At 50.6% G+C, this 17,701-nt stretch carries 13 protein-coding genes; 11 read left to right on the top strand and 2 right to left on the bottom strand.

Going from position 1 to position 17,701, the window contains the following annotated elements; translation table 11 throughout:
- Positions 1-221 precede the first annotated feature (221 nt).
- The 11 genes from FDX04_RS03045 (at position 222) to pmrB (ending at position 15,752) form a co-directional block, all read left to right on the top strand.
- Positions 222-1,853 carry a sensor histidine kinase gene (locus FDX04_RS03045; RefSeq protein WP_137361360.1) on the top strand — a complete coding sequence of 544 codons (1,632 nt, stop codon included), beginning with the start codon at positions 222-224 and terminating at the stop codon, positions 1,851-1,853.
- On the top strand, positions 1,850-2,569 hold the full coding sequence (gene dcuR, locus FDX04_RS03040; protein ID WP_042312889.1) for a two-component system response regulator DcuR: 720 nt from the start codon (positions 1,850-1,852) through the stop codon (positions 2,567-2,569). Before FDX04_RS03045 ends, dcuR begins: the two co-directional genes overlap by 4 nt.
- A gap of 719 nt (positions 2,570-3,288) precedes the next feature.
- Positions 3,289-4,629: an anaerobic C4-dicarboxylate transporter DcuB gene (dcuB, locus tag FDX04_RS03035; protein ID WP_003031873.1), complete on the top strand. Its 1,341-nt coding sequence runs from the start codon at positions 3,289-3,291 to the stop codon at positions 4,627-4,629.
- A 96-nt stretch (positions 4,630-4,725) separates the two neighbouring features.
- The gene (gene fumA / locus FDX04_RS03030; RefSeq protein WP_137361361.1) at positions 4,726-6,372 is read left to right on the top strand and encodes a class I fumarate hydratase FumA; all 1,647 of its coding nucleotides are present in this window, start codon (positions 4,726-4,728) and stop codon (positions 6,370-6,372) included.
- Between the two features lie 147 nt (positions 6,373-6,519).
- A complete protein-coding gene (locus tag FDX04_RS03025; protein ID WP_137361362.1) occupies positions 6,520-7,152 on the top strand; it encodes a DUF2238 domain-containing protein in 633 nt (210 codons plus the stop codon).
- Between the two features lie 284 nt (positions 7,153-7,436).
- On the top strand, positions 7,437-9,704 hold the full coding sequence (gene adiA / locus FDX04_RS03020) for an arginine decarboxylase (protein ID WP_137370425.1): 2,268 nt from the start codon (positions 7,437-7,439) through the stop codon (positions 9,702-9,704).
- A 310-nt stretch (positions 9,705-10,014) separates the two neighbouring features.
- Entirely contained in the window at positions 10,015-10,776 is a 762-nt protein-coding gene (locus FDX04_RS03015; RefSeq protein ID WP_042312895.1) for an AraC family transcriptional regulator, read from the top strand.
- A 128-nt stretch (positions 10,777-10,904) separates the two neighbouring features.
- On the top strand, positions 10,905-12,242 hold the full coding sequence (gene adiC / locus FDX04_RS03010) for an arginine/agmatine antiporter (protein ID WP_038636433.1): 1,338 nt from the start codon (positions 10,905-10,907) through the stop codon (positions 12,240-12,242).
- A gap of 116 nt (positions 12,243-12,358) precedes the next feature.
- Positions 12,359-13,996 (top strand): phosphoethanolamine transferase EptA, encoded by a 1,638-nt coding sequence (gene eptA, locus FDX04_RS03005; RefSeq protein ID WP_137361363.1) that lies wholly within the window; start codon positions 12,359-12,361, stop codon positions 13,994-13,996.
- 4 nt (positions 13,997-14,000) lie between these two features.
- Positions 14,001-14,669 (top strand): two-component system response regulator PmrA, encoded by a 669-nt coding sequence (gene pmrA / locus FDX04_RS03000; protein WP_038636427.1) that lies wholly within the window; start codon positions 14,001-14,003, stop codon positions 14,667-14,669.
- Entirely contained in the window at positions 14,670-15,752 is a 1,083-nt protein-coding gene (pmrB, locus tag FDX04_RS02995) for a two-component system sensor histidine kinase PmrB (RefSeq protein ID WP_137361364.1), read from the top strand.
- On the opposite strand, the gene pmrR is transcribed toward pmrB, so the two are convergent.
- Together pmrR and proP are read right to left on the bottom strand one after the other, a co-directional pair.
- On the bottom strand, positions 15,746-15,835 hold the full coding sequence (gene pmrR / locus FDX04_RS02990; RefSeq protein ID WP_038636421.1) for an LpxT activity modulator PmrR: 90 nt from the start codon (positions 15,833-15,835) through the stop codon (positions 15,746-15,748). The two genes, pmrB and pmrR, sit on opposite strands and share 7 nt — an antisense overlap.
- Positions 15,836-15,988: 153 nt before the next feature.
- Positions 15,989-17,491, bottom strand: coding sequence for a glycine betaine/L-proline transporter ProP (proP, locus tag FDX04_RS02985; RefSeq protein ID WP_042312901.1), 1,503 nt, complete (start codon positions 17,489-17,491; stop codon positions 15,989-15,991).
- Between the last annotated feature and the right edge of the window lie 210 nt (positions 17,492-17,701).

Raw genomic sequence — 17,701 nt, 5'->3', positions numbered from 1 at the left:
TACCCATTTACACACAGAGTTATCCACAATCGCCGAAAAATTACTGATGCGCATTGCTGAAAAGTGGAGAGAACCGGTCCAGAGATCTCTATATAGAAAGCAATTCACACTACATATATAGAAGAAGGACTGACAACTTAAGCCCCATAATCCCTACCACCTTTGAATTACGCATCCCATCAGGCAATAATACCCGCACAAACCGTGATTCCAGGACCGTGATGAGATACTCACTGCAACATACAGCTATACGCAAACGCCCGATGAAGCTCGGCACTACCGTGATCCTCATGGTCAGTGCAGTACTCTTCTCAGTGCTGCTTGTTGTTCATCTGATTTACTTTTCGCAAATCAGCAACATGACGCGCAATGCGTTAGCGGATAAAGCGCTTGCGGTCGCGCGGACGCTGGCAAACTCGCCGGAGATCCGTCAGGGATTAATGAAAAAACCTGAGGAAAGTGGCATTCAGGCGATTGCCCAGGCGGTGAATAAGAGCAACGATTTTTTATTCATCGTCGTCACCGATATGCAAAGCATTCGTTACTCCCATCCCGAAGCGCAGCGAATCGGTCAGCCATTTAAAGGCGATGACATTTTGCTGGCTTTGCAGGGCAAAGAGAATGTTGCCATTAATCGTGGGTTTCTGGCTAAAGCTCTGCGCGTGTTTACCCCTATCTATGATGAGCATCACCGACAAATTGGCGTGGTGGCGATCGGCCTTGAGCTAAGCAGAGTGACTGAGCAGATCAATAACAGTCGCGGCAGCATCTTCTGGTCCATCTTGTTTGGCGTTCTGGTTGGGTTACTCGGCACATGGGTATTCGTCAAAGTCCTTAAGCGCATTCTGTTTGGCCTGGAGCCGTATGAAATCTCCAATCTGTTCGAACAACGCCAGGCGATGCTGCACTCTATAAAGGAAGGTGTCATTGCCGTTGACGAGTGTGGTGAAGTCACGCTGATAAACCAGGCGGCGCAGGAACTGCTTGATTACCACAAATCACAAGACGATGCCCAACTCTCAACGCTCAGCCACGCGTGGTCACAGGTGGTCGATTTTTCGCAGGTGCTACGCGACGGAACGCCACGCCGCGATGAAGAGATCACGGTGAAAGATCGGCTACTCTTAATTAATACTGTTCCGGTACTCAGCAACGGAAAAATCATCGGGGCCATTTCAACGTTCCGCGATAAAACTGAAGTTCGAAAATTGATGCAACGCCTGGACGGCATGGTTAACTATGCCGACGCACTTCGTGAACGATCCCACGAATTCATGAACAAATTGCACGTGATTCTGGGATTATTGCACCTGAAAAGTTATAAGCAGCTTGAAAATTACATCCTGAAGACCGCGAACAATTATCAGGAAGAGATTGGCTCACTGTTAGGAAAAATAAAATCTCCGGTGATCGCTGGATTTTTACTCAGCAAGATTAATCGCACATCTGATTTAGGCCATAGTCTGGTCATTAGCAATGAAAGCCAATTGCCGGAGAACAGCAATGAAGATCAGGTAGCGGTGCTGATTACCGTTTTGGGGAATTTGATTGAAAACGCCCTGGAGGCGCTAGGTCAAGAACCGGGTGGCGAGATCAGCGTATCCTTGCACTATCGACACGGCTGGTTGCATTGCGAAGTGAATGACGATGGTCCGGGGATCGTCCCTGAACACATTGAGCACATCTTTGAAAAGGGCGTCTCGTCAAAAGGAACCGAACGAGGCGTCGGTTTAGCACTTGTGAAACAGCAGGTTGAAAGTGTTGGCGGCAATATTTCCGTCGAGTCTGAACCTGGGGTCTTCACCCAATTTTTTGTACAGTTACCGTGGAATGGTGAGAGGGCCAGCAGATGATCAATGTCTTAATTGTCGATGACGATGCAATGGTAGCGGAATTAAATCGTCGTTATGTCGCACAACTCTCCGGTTTTCATTGCTGCGGAACAGCCTCTACGCTGGAGAAAGCCAAAGAGATCATCTTTCATAGCGGTCATCATATCGATTTGATTTTGCTGGATATTTACATGCAAAAAGAAAATGGTCTGGATCTGCTGCCCGTTCTGCACAGCGAAGGCTGCAAGTGTGATGTTATTGTCATCTCTTCCGCCGCTGACGCCACCACCATCAAAGACTCGCTTCACTATGGTGTCGTTGACTACCTGATCAAACCTTTCCAGGCCTCCCGTTTTGAAGAAGCGCTAACCGGCTGGCTACATAAGAAAACAGAGATGGAAAAGCATCAGTACTATGAACAGTCTGAGCTTGACCAACTGATTCACGGCAGCTCCTCCAGTGAGCAGGAAGTACGTCGCTTACCGAAAGGATTAACGCCACAAACATTACGCACGCTGTGCCAGTGGATTGATGAGCACCAGGATCAGGAGTTCTCTACGGATGAGCTGGCCAATGAGGTCAATATCTCTCGTGTTTCTTGCCGAAAATACCTTATCTGGCTGGTTAATTGTCACATCTTATTTACCAGCATCCACTATGGCGTGACCGGTAGACCTGTTTATCGTTACCGCGTTCAGGCTGAGCAATACTCATTGCTTAAACAATATTGCCAATAAATACATTTTTGGGATTATTTGTTATTTGAAAGTAACAATTATTAAAATAATGAAAAATCCCTATTTTACTGGCTGAAGCAGACGCTTTATTAATTTGCGTTAGATCAAATGTATTTGTATACAGCATGTCAAACGCTATATTTCAATATTGATAAACATCACACTGTTTTTAATTTCAAAATCGCTAACAAAAGTTAATTAAGTATTATCTAACTCGCAGAGTGTGTATTTTTACCCATAAAGGATTAGTCTGCAATTAACCAGACATACAAAATCTAGACTGGTAGCAATGGAGACCATGCTACGTACCATGGACACCGTACATTTTTGTGAGCAAATAAAAGCATCCGCATGCCAATCTCATTACATCATGAAATGGCGTGATCGTGATCACATAAATAACCCACTCACTCATTCTGTCGGTGGTTCATGCCATAGCGGAAAACGCAAAACAGATAAATTACAGCGTCAACCGCAGCTCTCTATGCCCAGTTATGCTTCCCATCGCCTGAGGATTCTCTCCTCTGTTCAACGCCACAGAAAAAAGCTAAATATCGCCATAATTTTAAAAAGACATTCTAGCCAGATATTTGAACATTAATCGCAAATACGGACATATCGAATACTGACCATTTTTTGATGCCTATTCTGGCAAAAAAGAATGTGGCACAGATCCATTTTTCAAAAAATTGACTGGGTTTTTCGCGAGGGTAAATAAAATGTTATTTAGTATACAACTTCTCATAATATTAATATGTTTGTTCTATGGTGCCAGAAAAGGTGGTATCGCACTGGGCTTATTAGGCGGTATCGGCCTGGTCATTCTGGTTTTCGTTTTCCATCTCCAGCCGGGTAAACCACCTGTAGACGTTATGCTGGTTATTATTGCCGTGGTGGCCGCATCGGCAACTTTGCAAGCCTCCGGCGGCCTTGACGTTATGCTGCAAATCGCTGAAAAGCTGTTGCGCCGTAACCCAAAATACGTTTCCATCGTCGCGCCGTTTGTTACCTGCACCCTGACAATTCTCTGTGGTACAGGCCACGTGGTATACACCATCCTGCCAATCATTTATGACGTTGCCATTAAGAACAATATTCGCCCGGAACGTCCGATGGCGGCGAGTTCTATCGGTGCGCAGATGGGTATTATCGCCAGCCCGGTTTCCGTTGCCGTTGTGTCACTGGTCGCCATGCTGGGTAACGTGACGTTTGAAGGCAAACATCTCGAATTCCTCGACCTGCTCAGCATTACCATCCCGTCTACCCTGCTGGGTATACTGGCTATCGGTATTTTCAGTTGGTTCCGTGGTAAAGATCTGGATAAAGATGAAGAATTCCAGAAGTTTATTTCCGTCCCTGAAAACCACAACTACGTTTATGGCGACACCGCCACGCTGTTAGACAAAAAACTGCCGAAAAGCAACTGGCTGGCCATGTGGATCTTCCTCGCCGCTATCGCCGTTGTTGCCGTGCTCGGCGCATTCTCTGAGCTGCGCCCTACCTTCAGCGGCAAACCGCTGTCCATGGTGCTGGTTATCCAGATGTTCATGCTGCTGACCGGTGCGCTGATTATTATCCTGACGAAGACCAATCCCGCTTCAATATCTAAAAACGAAGTCTTCCGTTCCGGTATGATCGCGATTGTGGCGGTGTACGGTATTGCCTGGATGGCCGAAACAATGTTCGGCGCGCACATGACAGAAATCGAAGGTGTGCTGGGCAATATGGTGAAAGAGTATCCGTGGGCCTATGCAATTGTTCTGCTGCTGGTATCCAAGTTTGTAAACTCCCAGGCAGCGGCGCTGGCGGCGATTGTTCCGGTCGCGCTGGCAATCGGGGTTGATCCAGCGTACATCGTTGCTTCGGCGCCGGCATGTTACGGTTACTACATTCTGCCGACATACCCGAGCGATCTGGCTGCTATTCAGTTTGACCGTTCCGGTACCACCCACATCGGCCGCTTCGTTATCAACCACAGCTTCATTCTGCCTGGTTTGATCGGCGTAAGCGTATCCTGTGTCTTTGGTTGGATATTCGCCGCAATGTACGGTTTCCTGTAATCACAGTTCGCGTGCCGTCCGCATTGGTTCGGCACGCCACTCTTAAGACACAGTGAATTTCTAAATTCCTGATAAAAATGAAAAGGCTGGAAGCAAATGTCAAAAGTTGAATTCACTTACCAGGCGGCTTTCCCACTGGGGGAAGACAAAACTGAGTACTACCTGCTGACATCCGATCACGTCAGCGTCGGCGAGTTTGAAGGCGAGACAATCCTGAAAGTAGCCCCTGAAGCACTTACGCTACTGGCCCAGCAAGCCTTCCACGATGCCTCCTTCATGCTCCGCCCTGAACACCAACAGCAAGTCGCCTCAATTCTCCATGATCCCGAAGCCAGCGAAAACGATAAGTACGTGGCGCTGCAGTTCCTGAGAAACTCTGAAATCGCCGCCAAAGGCGTTTTGCCAACCTGCCAGGACACCGGTACGGCCATTATCATGGGTAAAAAAGGCCAACGCGTATGGACCGGTGGCGGCGATGAAGCTGCGCTCTCCAAAGGCGTATTTAATACCTATATTGAAGATAACCTGCGCTACTCGCAAAATGCGGCGCTGGATATGTACAAAGAAGTGAATACCGGCACCAACCTGCCTGCGCAAATCGATCTGTACAGCGTGGACGGTGACGAATACAAATTCCTGTGCGTGGCCAAAGGCGGTGGCTCAGCCAACAAGACCTATCTGTATCAGGAAACTAAAGCGCTGCTGACTCCCGGAAAACTGAAAAACTTCCTGGTGGAAAAAATGCGCACGCTGGGTACCGCAGCTTGCCCGCCGTACCATATTGCATTCGTCATTGGCGGCACGTCAGCGGAAAGCACCCTTAAAACGGTGAAGCTGGCCAGCACACACTACTATGATGCACTGCCGACTGAAGGCAATGCCCACGGCCAGGCGTTCCGCGATCTGCAACTGGAACAGGAACTGCTGATCGAAGCACAGAAACTCGGCCTTGGCGCTCAGTTTGGCGGGAAATACTTCGCGCATGACATCCGCGTGATCCGCCTGCCTCGCCACGGCGCGTCCTGCCCGGTCGGTATGGGCGTTTCCTGCTCCGCGGACCGTAACATTAAAGCCAAGATTAACCGCGAAGGGATCTGGATTGAAAAACTGGAACATAACCCAGGCCAATATATCCCAGAATCTCTGCGTCAGGCTGGCGAAGGCGAAGTGGTTAAAGTCGACCTTAACCGCCCGATGAAAGAGATCCTCGCCCAGCTTTCGCAGTATCCGGTTTCTACCCGTCTGTCACTGAGCGGCACGATTATTGTTGGTCGTGACATCGCCCACGCGAAGCTAAAAGAGCGTATTGAGTCCGGCGAAGGTCTGCCGCAGTACGTGAAAGATCATCCGATCTACTACGCGGGTCCGGCAAAAACGCCAGCGGGTTATCCGTCCGGCTCTTTAGGCCCGACTACCGCAGGTCGTATGGACTCCTATGTTGACCTGTTGCAGTCACACGGCGGCAGCATGATCATGCTGGCAAAAGGTAACCGTAGCCAGCAGGTGACAGACGCTTGCCACAAACACGGCGGTTTTTACTTAGGCAGCATCGGTGGACCGGCAGCGGTACTGGCGCAGCAGAGCATTAAGCATCTGGAATGCGTGGAATACCCGGAGCTGGGTATGGAAGCTATCTGGAAAATCGAAGTAGAAGATTTCCCGGCGTTCATCCTGGTCGATGATAAAGGCAACGATTTCTTCCAGCAAATCGTCAGCCAACAATGCGCTAACTGCGCGAAGTAACCTATTCGGCCCGGCACTGGACTGACTCTAAACTTTTGGCGTCAGTCCAGCGATCCCCCCGGGCCACCTTAATCCCCCCATTTACAGGCGTTGAATTTTTGCGGCTCACAGGGAATAGTGATCTTTTCCATTACGTGTGAATTCACCATGCTCCGCACCCTGAACCCCATAATTTTGCACACTGGCGCGCTGATTCTGGCGCTGATCCTTATCTACACCGGCATCTGTGCCACTGAGAAAATCACCTGGCTGATGGAAGTCACGCCGGTCATTATCGTCATACCGTTATTGCTGACTACCGTAAAGCGCTACCCGTTGACGCCGCTGCTCTACACGCTAATTTTCTTTCACGCCATCATTCTGATGGTCGGCGGTATGTATACCTATGCCAAAGTCCCCGTCGGTTTTCAGGTTCAGGAATGGCTGGATCTCAGTCGTAATCCCTATGACAAGCTGGGTCACTTCTTTCAGGGGCTGGTGCCAGCGCTGACGGCAAGAGAGATTTTAGTGCGCGGTAATATTGTCCGCGGCCGAAAAATGCTGGCATTTTTAGTCTGCTGCGTGGCGTTGGCGATTAGCGCGACCTATGAGCTGATCGAATGGTGGGCGGCGCTGGCAATGGGTCAAGGAGCTGATGATTTTCTCGGCACGCAGGGCGACCCATGGGATACCCAATCCGATATGTTTTGCGCCCTGCTTGGGGCCTTAACCACCGTGATTTTATTGGCGAGGACGCATTGCAAGCAACTGCGCCATTATGGGTTAGTCACCGCCAACTGAATGAAATCATTACCGGATGTCGCTGATGCGCATCCGGCCTGTATGCTTGCCATTCAGCAATATCAGTATCAGCCAAAAAAATAGTCCCCCTGTCGATAAACGGCGGTTAAAATCCGCCTTCAACACAGCATAACTCATTGTTTAAAAACATATAAAATACAAAACAGACTGTTTTTCACCCGCTTTACAGCCCATTTTCTCAGGATAATACTTGCCTGCGTCACATTCATACAGTGTGTCTGCAATCCATAAATTGCAACCTTTCCACAACCGGGTAAAAGATGATGAAAGTATTAATTGTTGAAAGTGAGTTTCTGCATCAGGACACCTGGGTCGGTAGCGCTGTCGAACGCCTGGCTGACGCATTAAGCCGCCAGAATGTTACCGTCATTAAGTCCACCTCATTCGACGATGGTTACGCCATCCTCGCCGCAAATGAAGCCATTGATTGCCTGATGTTCAGCTATCAAATGGAACAACAAGATGAGCACCTGAATGTCAGGCAATTGATCGGCAAGCTCCACGAGCGCCAGCAAAACGTTCCCGTTTTCCTGTTGGGCGATCGCGAAAAAGCCACTGCATCGTTGGATCGCGACCTGCTGGAGCTTGTCGATGAATTCGCCTGGATTCTGGAAGATACCGCAGACTTTATCGCCGGGCGCGCCGTGGCGGCAATGACCCGTTACCGCCAGCAGCTTCTGCCGCCGCTGTTCAGCGCGCTGATGAAATACGGCGACATCCATGAATATTCCTGGGCAGCGCCTGGCCACCAGGGCGGCGTCGGATTTACCAAAACCCCAGCCGGTCGTTTCTATCATGACTACTACGGTGAAAACTTATTCCGTACCGACATGGGTATCGAACGCACCTCCCTGGGTTCACTGCTGGATCATACTGGCGCATTTGGCGAGAGCGAAAAATATGCCGCCCGGGTGTTTGGGGCTGACCGCTCCTGGTCCGTGGTGGTCGGGACTTCCGGCTCTAACCGCACCATCATGCAAGCCTGTATGACCGACAACGACGTCGTGGTGCTGGATCGCAACTGCCATAAATCAATTGAACAGGGGCTGATCCTTACTGGGGCAAAACCGGTATACATGGTGCCTAGCCGCAACCGCTACGGCATTATCGGGCCTATCTATCCGCAGGAAATGCAGCCTGAAACATTGCAGAAAAAAATCAGTGAAAGCCCACTGACAAAAGGCAAAGCCGGACAAAAACCGTCATACAGCGTCGTGACTAACTGTACCTATGACGGCGTTTGCTACAACGCAAAAGAGGCGCAGGACCTGCTCGCGCAAACCAGCGATCGTATCCACTTCGATGAGGCCTGGTACGGCTATGCCCGCTTTAACCCAATTTATGCCGACCACTACGCCATGCGTGGCGCGCCGGGCGATCATAACGGCCCTACCGTTTTTGCCACCCACTCGACTCACAAACTGCTGAATGCGCTCTCTCAGGCATCTTATATCCACGTCCGTGAAGGTCGTGGGGCCGTGAACTTCTCCCGCTTTAACCAGGCGTACATGATGCACGCTACCACCTCTCCGCTGTATGCCATCTGCGCCTCAAACGATGTGGCGGTTTCCATGATGGACGGTAACAGCGGCCTGTCGCTCACCCAGGAAGTGATCGACGAAGCGGTCGATTTCCGCCAGGCCATGGCACGGTTGTACAAAGAATTCACCGCCGAAGGCGACTGGTTCTTCAAACCATGGAACAAAGAGGTGGTAACCGATCCGCAGACCGGCAAAACCTATGACTTTGCCGATGCGCCAACCCAACTCCTGACCACTGACCAGAATTGCTGGGTAATGCGTCCGGGCGAATCCTGGCACGGGTTTAAAGACCTGCCGGATAACTGGAGCATGCTGGACCCGATTAAAGTCAGTATTCTGGCGCCGGGTATGGGCGACGATGGCGAATTGGAAGAGACCGGTGTTCCAGCTGCACTGGTCACCGCCTGGCTTGGCCGTCACGGTATCGTGCCGACTCGTACCACCGACTTCCAGATTATGTTCCTGTTCTCAATGGGGATTACCCGTGGGAAATGGGGCACACTGATCAACACGTTGTGCTCTTTCAAACATCACTACGATGCGAATACTCCGCTTGCACAGGTAATGCCTGAACTGGTGGAGGAACATCCAGACACTTACGCAAACATGGGCATTCACGATCTTGGCGACACCATGTTTGCCTGGCTGAAAGAGAACAACCCTGGCAGCCGTCTCAATGCAGCCTACTCCGGCCTGCCTGTTGCTGAAATAACACCGCGTGAAGCCTATAACGCGATAGTCAGCAATAACGTTGAGATGGTGGCCATTGAAAATCTGCAGGGCCGTATAGCAGCGAACTCCGTGATTCCTTACCCACCAGGAATTCCGATGCTGTTGTCCGGGGAAAACTTTGGCGATGCTAACAGCCCGCAGATTAGTTATCTACGTTCGTTGCAGTCCTGGGACCACCACTTCCCTGGATTTGAACATGAAACCGAAGGAACGGAAATTATTGACGGTGTGTATCACGTCATGTGCGTGAAAGCATAATGTCTTTTTTAGATAGTCCGATTTGAAGGATGACATGTCATGCTTGAGTAATTCCTGAGTATTGCTGCAAAACAATAACATTGTCATACCTTTTTGCGCGGGACCACCCCGCGCTTTTTTTATACGAAAATTGTACGTTGCCACTTGCGTAAAAATTTATGTACACGGCAATAATCCCTACAGATATTGTAATTAATCTAAATATCGCTATTTTATCGCTTGTCTTGATTCATCACACAATTTCATTTGCCGGTTATTTCTTGCCCATGGTGAGTTACGGTAGTTTATGTCATATTCCTGGAGTTTGGGTATGAGACTTTGCAGCAAAGAAGCGTGTGTTGTGGTATTAACAGAGAAGGATGTTTGGTTAAGGATTAACGGTAAAGAAGCCATCAGTTTAAAAGCTAATCATATGGCATTAGTGGCATGTGATAACAATATTATCGATTTCTCATCACTTAATAACGCACAGGTCGTACATATCAGCCGCGATATCATTAAAGACTATCTGCGTTTTTTAAATAAGGACCTTTCACAGATCCCATTCTGGCAGCGGAGTGCTAACCCAGTGATCACCGCTACCTGTCTGACGCCGGATGTCTTCCGGGTGGCCGCCCAACATAGCGTAATGGAAACAGGGGATGAAGGCGAAAGAGAGCGCACACGCTCACTACTATTCACGGTGCTATCCCGCTTTCTTGACAGCAAAAAATTTATCTCTTTGCTCATGCATATGCTGCGTAGTCGTATCAGCGACAGCGTTTATCACATTATTGAGAGCGACATACACAAAGACTGGAATTTAAGCATGGTCGCCAGTTGCTTATGCCTGAGTCCCAGTTTGTTAAAGAAAAAACTCAAAAGTGAAAATACAAGTTATAGCCAAATAATTACCACATGTCGCATGCGTTATGCCGTCAATCAACTCCTGATGGACGAGAAAAACATTTCCCAGGTCTCTCAACTGTGCGGATATAACAGTACCTCATACTTTATTTCCGTATTCAAAGAGTTTTATGGGATGACGCCACTGCATTATGTTAGTCAATATCGGGAGCCATCCGCTGCCTGAGTTTTAATCAGTTAGCGATAAGCCATAATAATATCAGCATTAGCGATACCCCAGCTCCGTCATCATAAAATAGTCTTTTGAAGAGGTATGATAAGTCCGTCATTTATCCTTATCAGGAGTTAAAAAATATGTCGACGGATGCTGATGCTCACAAAGTGGGCTTAATCCCCGTCACCCTTATGGTGTCGGGGAATATTATGGGTTCCGGTGTATTCCTGCTGCCCGCAAACCTTGCGTCAACTGGCGGGATTGCAATCTACGGATGGTTGGTCACGATTATCGGTGCTCTGGCACTGTCGATGGTGTACGCAAAAATGTCGTCCTTAGACTCCAGTCCCGGTGGTTCTTATGCTTATGCCCGCCGCTGCTTCGGTCCATTTTTAGGCTACCAGACTAACGTCCTGTACTGGCTGGCCTGCTGGATTGGTAACATCGCCATGGTGGTCATTGGCGTCGGTTACCTGAGCTACTTCTTCCCCATCTTAAAAGATCCGCTGGTCCTGACGCTGACCTGTGTCGTGGTGCTGTGGATCTTCGTATTGCTGAACATTGTCGGCCCGAAAATGATCACCCGTGTACAGGCCGTCGCAACGGTGCTGGCGCTGGTGCCGATTGTTGGGATTGCCGTCTTCGGCTGGTTCTGGTTCCGCGGTGAAACCTATATGGCGGCCTGGAACGTCAGCGGTATGAATACCTTCGGCGCAATTCAAAGCACCCTGAACGTGACCTTATGGTCATTTATCGGGGTGGAAAGTGCCTCCGTCGCGGCAGGCGTGGTTAAAAATCCTAAACGTAATGTGCCTATCGCCACCATTGGCGGGGTGCTGATTGCCGCCGTTTGCTACGTGCTCTCCACAACGGCGATTATGGGGATGATCCCTAACGCTGCGCTACGTGTTTCGGCCTCGCCGTTCGGTGATGCCGCAAGAATGGCGCTGGGCGACACCGCAGGCGCTATCGTCTCCTTCTGCGCTGCTGCCGGGTGTCTTGGTTCACTGGGCGGATGGACGCTGCTGGCCGGACAAACCGCCAAAGCGGCGGCCGATGACGGTCTGTTCCCGCCGATTTTTGCCCGCGTTAACAAAGCCGGTACCCCGGTGGCCGGGTTAATTATCGTCGGCATCCTGATGACCATTTTCCAGTTCAGCAGCATGTCGCCGAACGCCGCAAAAGAGTTTGGTCTGGTCTCTTCGGTTTCGGTCATCTTCACGCTGGTGCCATATCTGTACACCTGTGCCGCGTTGTTGCTGCTCGGTCATGGTCACTTCGGCAAAGCGCGCCCGCTGTATCTGGCGGTAACCTTTATCGCCTTTGTCTACTGCATCTGGGCAGTTATCGGTTCTGGCGCCAAAGAGGTGATGTGGTCGTTCGTCACGCTGATGATTATTACCGCGCTGTACGCGCTTAACTACAACCGGATCCATAAAAACCCCTACCCATTAGATGCCCCGGTAAAAAATAGTTAACGCAAGCGGCACTGGTGAATAGCCCCATCCTGCAAAAAGCCAATCTTAAGAACTTAAGGTTGGCTTAATTTTACTTTGAGAGGATCTGCCCCACTTAGTCGATGGAATCCCCCTTAATGTTAAAGCACCTGTTTAAAAGACCCACTCTCGGGTTAATCAGCTGGCTTCTGCTGCTCTCATTTTATCTTGCGACTTTTCTGAACATTGCGTTCTATAAACAAGTGCTGCAAGACCTGCCCCTGGATTCTGTGCGCAACGTGTTGGTGTTTTTATCGATGCCAGTCGTCGCTTTCAGCGTCATGAACATCGTGCTGACGCTGGCCTCATTCCTGTGGCTTAACCGCCTGGTGGCGTGCGTTTTTATTCTGGTTGGCGCATCGGCTCAATATTTCATCATGACCTACGGCATCATCATCGACCGCTCGATGATCGCCAATATGATGGACACCACACCCGCCGAAACCTTCGCCCTGATGACGCCACGAATGGTAATTACGCTCGGGGTGAGCGGTATTCTGGCCGCGCTCATTGCCTGCTGGGTAAGAATCAAGCCTATTACTCCAGCGCTGCGTAGCGTGTTGTTCCGTGGCGCGAACATTCTGATTTCCGCGCTGCTGATCGTACTGGTCGCCGCGTTCTTCTATAAAGATTACGCCTCACTGTTTCGCAACAACAAAGAACTGGTGAAATCCCTCAGCCCATCCAACAGCATTGTGGCGACGTCATCATGGTATTCGCACCAGAGGCTGGCCCACCTGCCATTGGTACGCATTGGCGAAGATGCGCATCGCAATCCGTTGATGGTCAAAGAAAAGCGTAAAAACCTGACAATTGTGGTTCTCGGCGAGACCTCCCGCGGCGACAACTTCTCCCTGTCCGGCTATGCGCGCCAGACCAACCCGCTACTGGAAAAAGATAATGTGGTCTATTTCCCGCGCACGACGTCCTGCGGTACGGCCACAGCGGTATCTGTGCCCTGCATGTTCTCCGATATGCCGCGCGCGCATTACGATGAAGAACTGGCTCAGCATCAGGAAGGCGTACTCGACATCATTCAGCGGGCGGGAATTAGCGTGCTGTGGAATGATAACGACGGTGGATGTAAAGGAGCCTGCGATCGGGTGCCGCACCAGAATATGACTAAGCTGAACCTGCCAGGACAGTGTATTGATGGTGAATGCTATGATGACGTCCTGTTCCACGGGCTGGAAGAGTACATTAATAATCTGCAAGGCGACGGCGTGATTGTGCTGCACACCATCGGCAGCCACGGTCCGACCTATTACAACCGCTATCCTGCGCAGTTCAAGAAATTTACGCCAACCTGCGACACCAACGAGATCCAGACCTGTTCCCAGCAACAGCTGGTCAATACGTACGACAACACGATTCTATATGTTGACTATATTGTTGATAAAGCAATCAATATACTGAAAGAGCATCAGGATAATTTTACCACCAGCCTGGTCTATCTTTCCGATCACGGCGAATCCTTAGGGGAAAATGGCGTCTATTTGCACGGCCTGCCGTATTCGATTGCACCAGATACACAAAAACATGTGCCGATGCTGCTGTGGCTCTCAGAAGATTATCAGCAACGCTATCAGGTCTCTCAGACATGTTTGCAAAAACGAGCAAGCTCAGAGGACTTCTCACAGGATAATCTGTTCTCGACCCTGCTGGGATTAACGGGCGTGCAAACACAGAAATATCAGGCGGCAGATGATATTCTGCAACCCTGCCGGGGAGGCTAAGCGAATGAAAATTCTGATTGTTGAAGACGATACGTTGTTATTACAGGGACTGATACTCGCCGCGCAAACGGAAGGCTATGCCTGCGACGGTGTATCAACGGCCCGGGCAGCGGAGCAATGTCTGGAGACCGGACATTACAGTCTGGTGGTTCTGGATCTGGGTTTACCGGATGAAGACGGTCTGCACTTCCTGAACCGGATCAGGCAGAAAAAATACACCGTACCGGTGCTTATCCTCACCGCCCGCGATACGGTAAAAGACCGGGTCAGCGGGCTGGACGTGGGCGCCGATGACTATCTGGTCAAACCGTTCGCGCTGGAAGAACTGCACGCCCGCATCCGGGCGCTGCTGCGTCGTCATAACAATCAGGGTGAAAGCGAATTAATTGTCAGTAACCTGACGCTGAATATCGGTCGTCGCCAGGTGTGGATGGACGGGCAAGAGATTATCTTAACGCCGAAAGAATACGCGCTCCTGTCGCGTCTGATGCTCAAGGCAGGCAGTCCGGTTCACCGGGAAATTCTGTATAACGACATCTACAGTTGGGATAACGAACCGTCGACCAATACGCTGGAAGTCCACATCCATAATCTGCGCGATAAAGTGGGGAAATCACGTATCCGCACGGTCAGGGGATTTGGCTATATGCTGGTCGCCACTGAGGAAAGCTAAGTGAAGCTGCTGCAATATCTAAAACGACCTCTCCCTCTTCGCCAACGGTTAATACTGACGATCGGTCTAATTCTGCTGGTCTTTCAGCTCATTAGCACCTTCTGGTTGTGGCACGAAAGTACCGAGCAAATACAGTTATTCGAACAGGCGCTGCGCGATAACCGTAACAACGATCGCCACATCATGCATGAGATCCGCGAGGCTATCGCCAGCCTGATTGTCCCCGGCATCTTTATGGTCAGCCTGACGCTGCTGATTTGCTACCAGGCGGTGCGACGTATTACCCGTCCCCTTGCCGATCTGCAAAAAGAGTTAGAAGCGCGGGCAGCCGATAACCTGGCCCCCATTGAAATTCACAGTTCAACCGTTGAGATACAGGCGGTCGTCTCAGCGCTCAACGAGCTGGTGACGCGGCTGACCACCACTATCGAAAACGAACGCTTATTTACCGCCGATGTCGCCCACGAACTGCGCACACCGCTGTCAGGCGTTCGCCTGCATCTGGAATTATTATCCAAAACCCATAAAGTCGACGTTTCGCCGTTACTTGCCCGCCTTGACCAAATGATGGACAGCGTGTCGCAACTGTTGCAACTCGCCCGCGTCGGGCAGTCGTTTTCGGCCGGAAGCTACCAACGTGTCAAACTGCTGGAGGACGTGATTCTGCCCTCCTATGACGAACTCAGCACCATGCTGGACCAGCGCCAGCAGACGCTGCTCCTCCCGCAAAGCGCGGCGGACGTTGTCGTACGTGGTGATGCAACGCTGTTACGCATGCTGCTGCGCAATCTGGTAGAGAACGCGCACCGTTACAGCCCGGAAGGCACTACTATTACGATCGGCCTGAATACCGAGCATGACGCCGTCATGGCCGTCGAAGATGAAGGTCCAGGCATTGATGAAAGTAAATGCGGGGAGTTAAGCAAAGCGTTTGTGCGGATGGACAGCCGTTTTGGCGGCATTGGGCTGGGGCTGAGCATTGTCAGTCGGATCACCCAGCTACATCACGGGCATTTCTATTTGCAGAATCGTCAGGGAACGAGCGGCACTCGCGCCTGGGTGGAATTAGCGAAAGCTCAGTAAGAACTCACCCATACGTACAAAAAGCTGCTGACGATCAGTACGCTACACAGGGCAGTCAAACTTTCATAAATGCGGGTTTTCATGACACTCTCCTCCGAAACTATGAAGGAGAGTTTGCCTGAAAGATATTAAGCCAACCTTAAGTCGCTGTGATAGATCACCATAATGCGCCGGACGGCAGTTGACGCCTTATCCGGCCTACTGAGTACAACGCTACCTGTAGGCCTGAGAGCTGATTACTCATCAATACGCGGATGCTGCTGCACCAGGCGCGAACGCTTAAGCTGCAATTCCGCAATTTCCTGATCAATATCTTCGATTTTATGCTCGATGTTATCGTAGTGCTCACCGAGGATCTCTTTCGCTTCCTGAATATCCGAAGCGGCAGGCGTCGCCCCTTTCAGTGGCTTATTCGCGGTCTCTTTCATGGTGATACCGGTAATTAAACCAACCACCGCAATCACCATCAGGTAATAAGCAGGCATCATCAGATTCTGCGAACTTTCCACCAGCCAGGCAGCCAGGGTTGGCGTCAGACCCGCAACCAGGACCGAGATATTAAACGCCGCCGCCAACGCGCTATAACGAATATGCGTCGGGAACATCGCCGGTAACGTTGAAGCCATCACCCCGGTAAAGCAGTTGAGGATCACCGCCAGCATCAGCAGCCCGGCAAAAATCAGGCCGATGACATTACTGTTAATCAGGATAAATGCCGGAATGGCCAGCACAAACAGCGCAATACTGCCCATAATCACAAACGGGCGACGACCGAAGCGGTCGCTGAGCAGACCCATCACCGGCTGCACAAACAACATACCAATCATAATGGCGATAATAATCAGCACGCCGTGATCTTCAGAGTAATGCAGGTTATGCGACAGGTAGCTCGGCATATAGGTGAGCAGCATGTAATAGGTAACGTTGGTGGCAATCACCAGACCGATACACGCCAACAGGCTGCGCCAGTGTTTGGTCGCAATCTCTTTAAACGAAACCTTCGGACCTTCCTGCAGACCCTCACGGTCGCCCTGTTCCAGTTTATCAACGTGCTGCTGGAACGCCGGCGTCTCTTCCAGCGCATGACGCAGGTACAGACCAATCAGCCCTAACGGCAGCGCCAGGAAGAACGGAATACGCCAGCCCCACTCAAGGAAATTTTCCTCGCCGACAATGGTTGAAATCAGAACCACCACGCCCGCGCCCAACACAAACCCGGCGATCGAACCGAAGTCCAGCCAGCTCCCCATAAATCCACGCTTACGGTCAGGCGAATATTCCGCGACAAAAATCGACGCCCCGGTGTACTCTCCGCCGACCGAGAATCCCTGTGCCATCTTACATACAAGCAGCAGAATCGGCGCCCAGATACCAATCGAGGCATACGAGGGAATAAGACCGATACAGAAGGTACTGATCGACATAATCACAATGGTGATAGCGAGGATCTTCTGACGACCGTATTTATCGCCGAGCATACCGAAGAACAATCCGCCAAGCGGTCGAATCAGAAAGGGAACAGAGAAGGTGGCGAGCGCGGCAACCATCTGCACGCTGGGGTCAGCCCCCGGGAAGAACACTTTACCTAATGCGTAAGCAACAAACCCATAAACACCAAAATCAAACCACTCCATCGCATTACCTAACGACGCCGCGGTAATGGCTTTTCGCAACTTTCCGTCATCAATGATGGTGACGTCGCGCAGCGTAATGGGTTTTATTTTTTTCCTTTTTAGCATACCAGTCCTCTTAGACTTAGCCCTGTCGCGCACAGTTCGACGCTCCTAGCGCAACATGCGCTAAGGTCATCGCCGAGCGGGGAATGCACAGACGCAATCCCTGTAACAAGCGTAGCAGGTTTACTTACACTGGCTGGAAACGAGCAGTACAACCGAACCTGTTGACGCCTGATTGGGCGGTTAATGACCTCTTTACCCTAACAGTGTTTA

The organism is Citrobacter sp. wls615, assembly GCF_005281355.1.
Lineage (GTDB): Bacteria > Pseudomonadota > Gammaproteobacteria > Enterobacterales > Enterobacteriaceae > Citrobacter > Citrobacter werkmanii.
The sequence above is the reverse complement of the archived record's forward strand: the minus strand, read 5'-3'. Positions and strand labels throughout refer to the sequence as shown.

What these genes read in the sequence shown, in the direction of transcription:
- FDX04_RS03045 (WP_137361360.1), top strand. Translation starts at nt 222, where the DNA reads ATGAGATACTCACTGCAACATACAGCTATACGCAAACGCCCGATGAAG.
- dcuR (WP_042312889.1), top strand. Translation starts at nt 1,850, where the DNA reads ATGATCAATGTCTTAATTGTCGATGACGATGCAATGGTAGCGGAATTA.
- dcuB (WP_003031873.1), top strand. Translation starts at nt 3,289, where the DNA reads ATGTTATTTAGTATACAACTTCTCATAATATTAATATGTTTGTTCTAT.
- fumA (WP_137361361.1), top strand. Translation starts at nt 4,726, where the DNA reads ATGTCAAAAGTTGAATTCACTTACCAGGCGGCTTTCCCACTGGGGGAA.
- FDX04_RS03025 (WP_137361362.1), top strand. Translation starts at nt 6,520, where the DNA reads ATGCTCCGCACCCTGAACCCCATAATTTTGCACACTGGCGCGCTGATT.
- adiA (WP_137370425.1), top strand. Translation starts at nt 7,437, where the DNA reads ATGAAAGTATTAATTGTTGAAAGTGAGTTTCTGCATCAGGACACCTGG.
- FDX04_RS03015 (WP_042312895.1), top strand. Translation starts at nt 10,015, where the DNA reads ATGAGACTTTGCAGCAAAGAAGCGTGTGTTGTGGTATTAACAGAGAAG.
- adiC (WP_038636433.1), top strand. Translation starts at nt 10,905, where the DNA reads ATGTCGACGGATGCTGATGCTCACAAAGTGGGCTTAATCCCCGTCACC.
- eptA (WP_137361363.1), top strand. Translation starts at nt 12,359, where the DNA reads ATGTTAAAGCACCTGTTTAAAAGACCCACTCTCGGGTTAATCAGCTGG.
- pmrA (WP_038636427.1), top strand. Translation starts at nt 14,001, where the DNA reads ATGAAAATTCTGATTGTTGAAGACGATACGTTGTTATTACAGGGACTG.
- pmrR (WP_038636421.1), bottom strand. Translation starts at nt 15,835, where the DNA reads ATGAAAACCCGCATTTATGAAAGTTTGACTGCCCTGTGTAGCGTACTG.
- proP (WP_042312901.1), bottom strand. Translation starts at nt 17,491, where the DNA reads ATGCTAAAAAGGAAAAAAATAAAACCCATTACGCTGCGCGACGTCACC.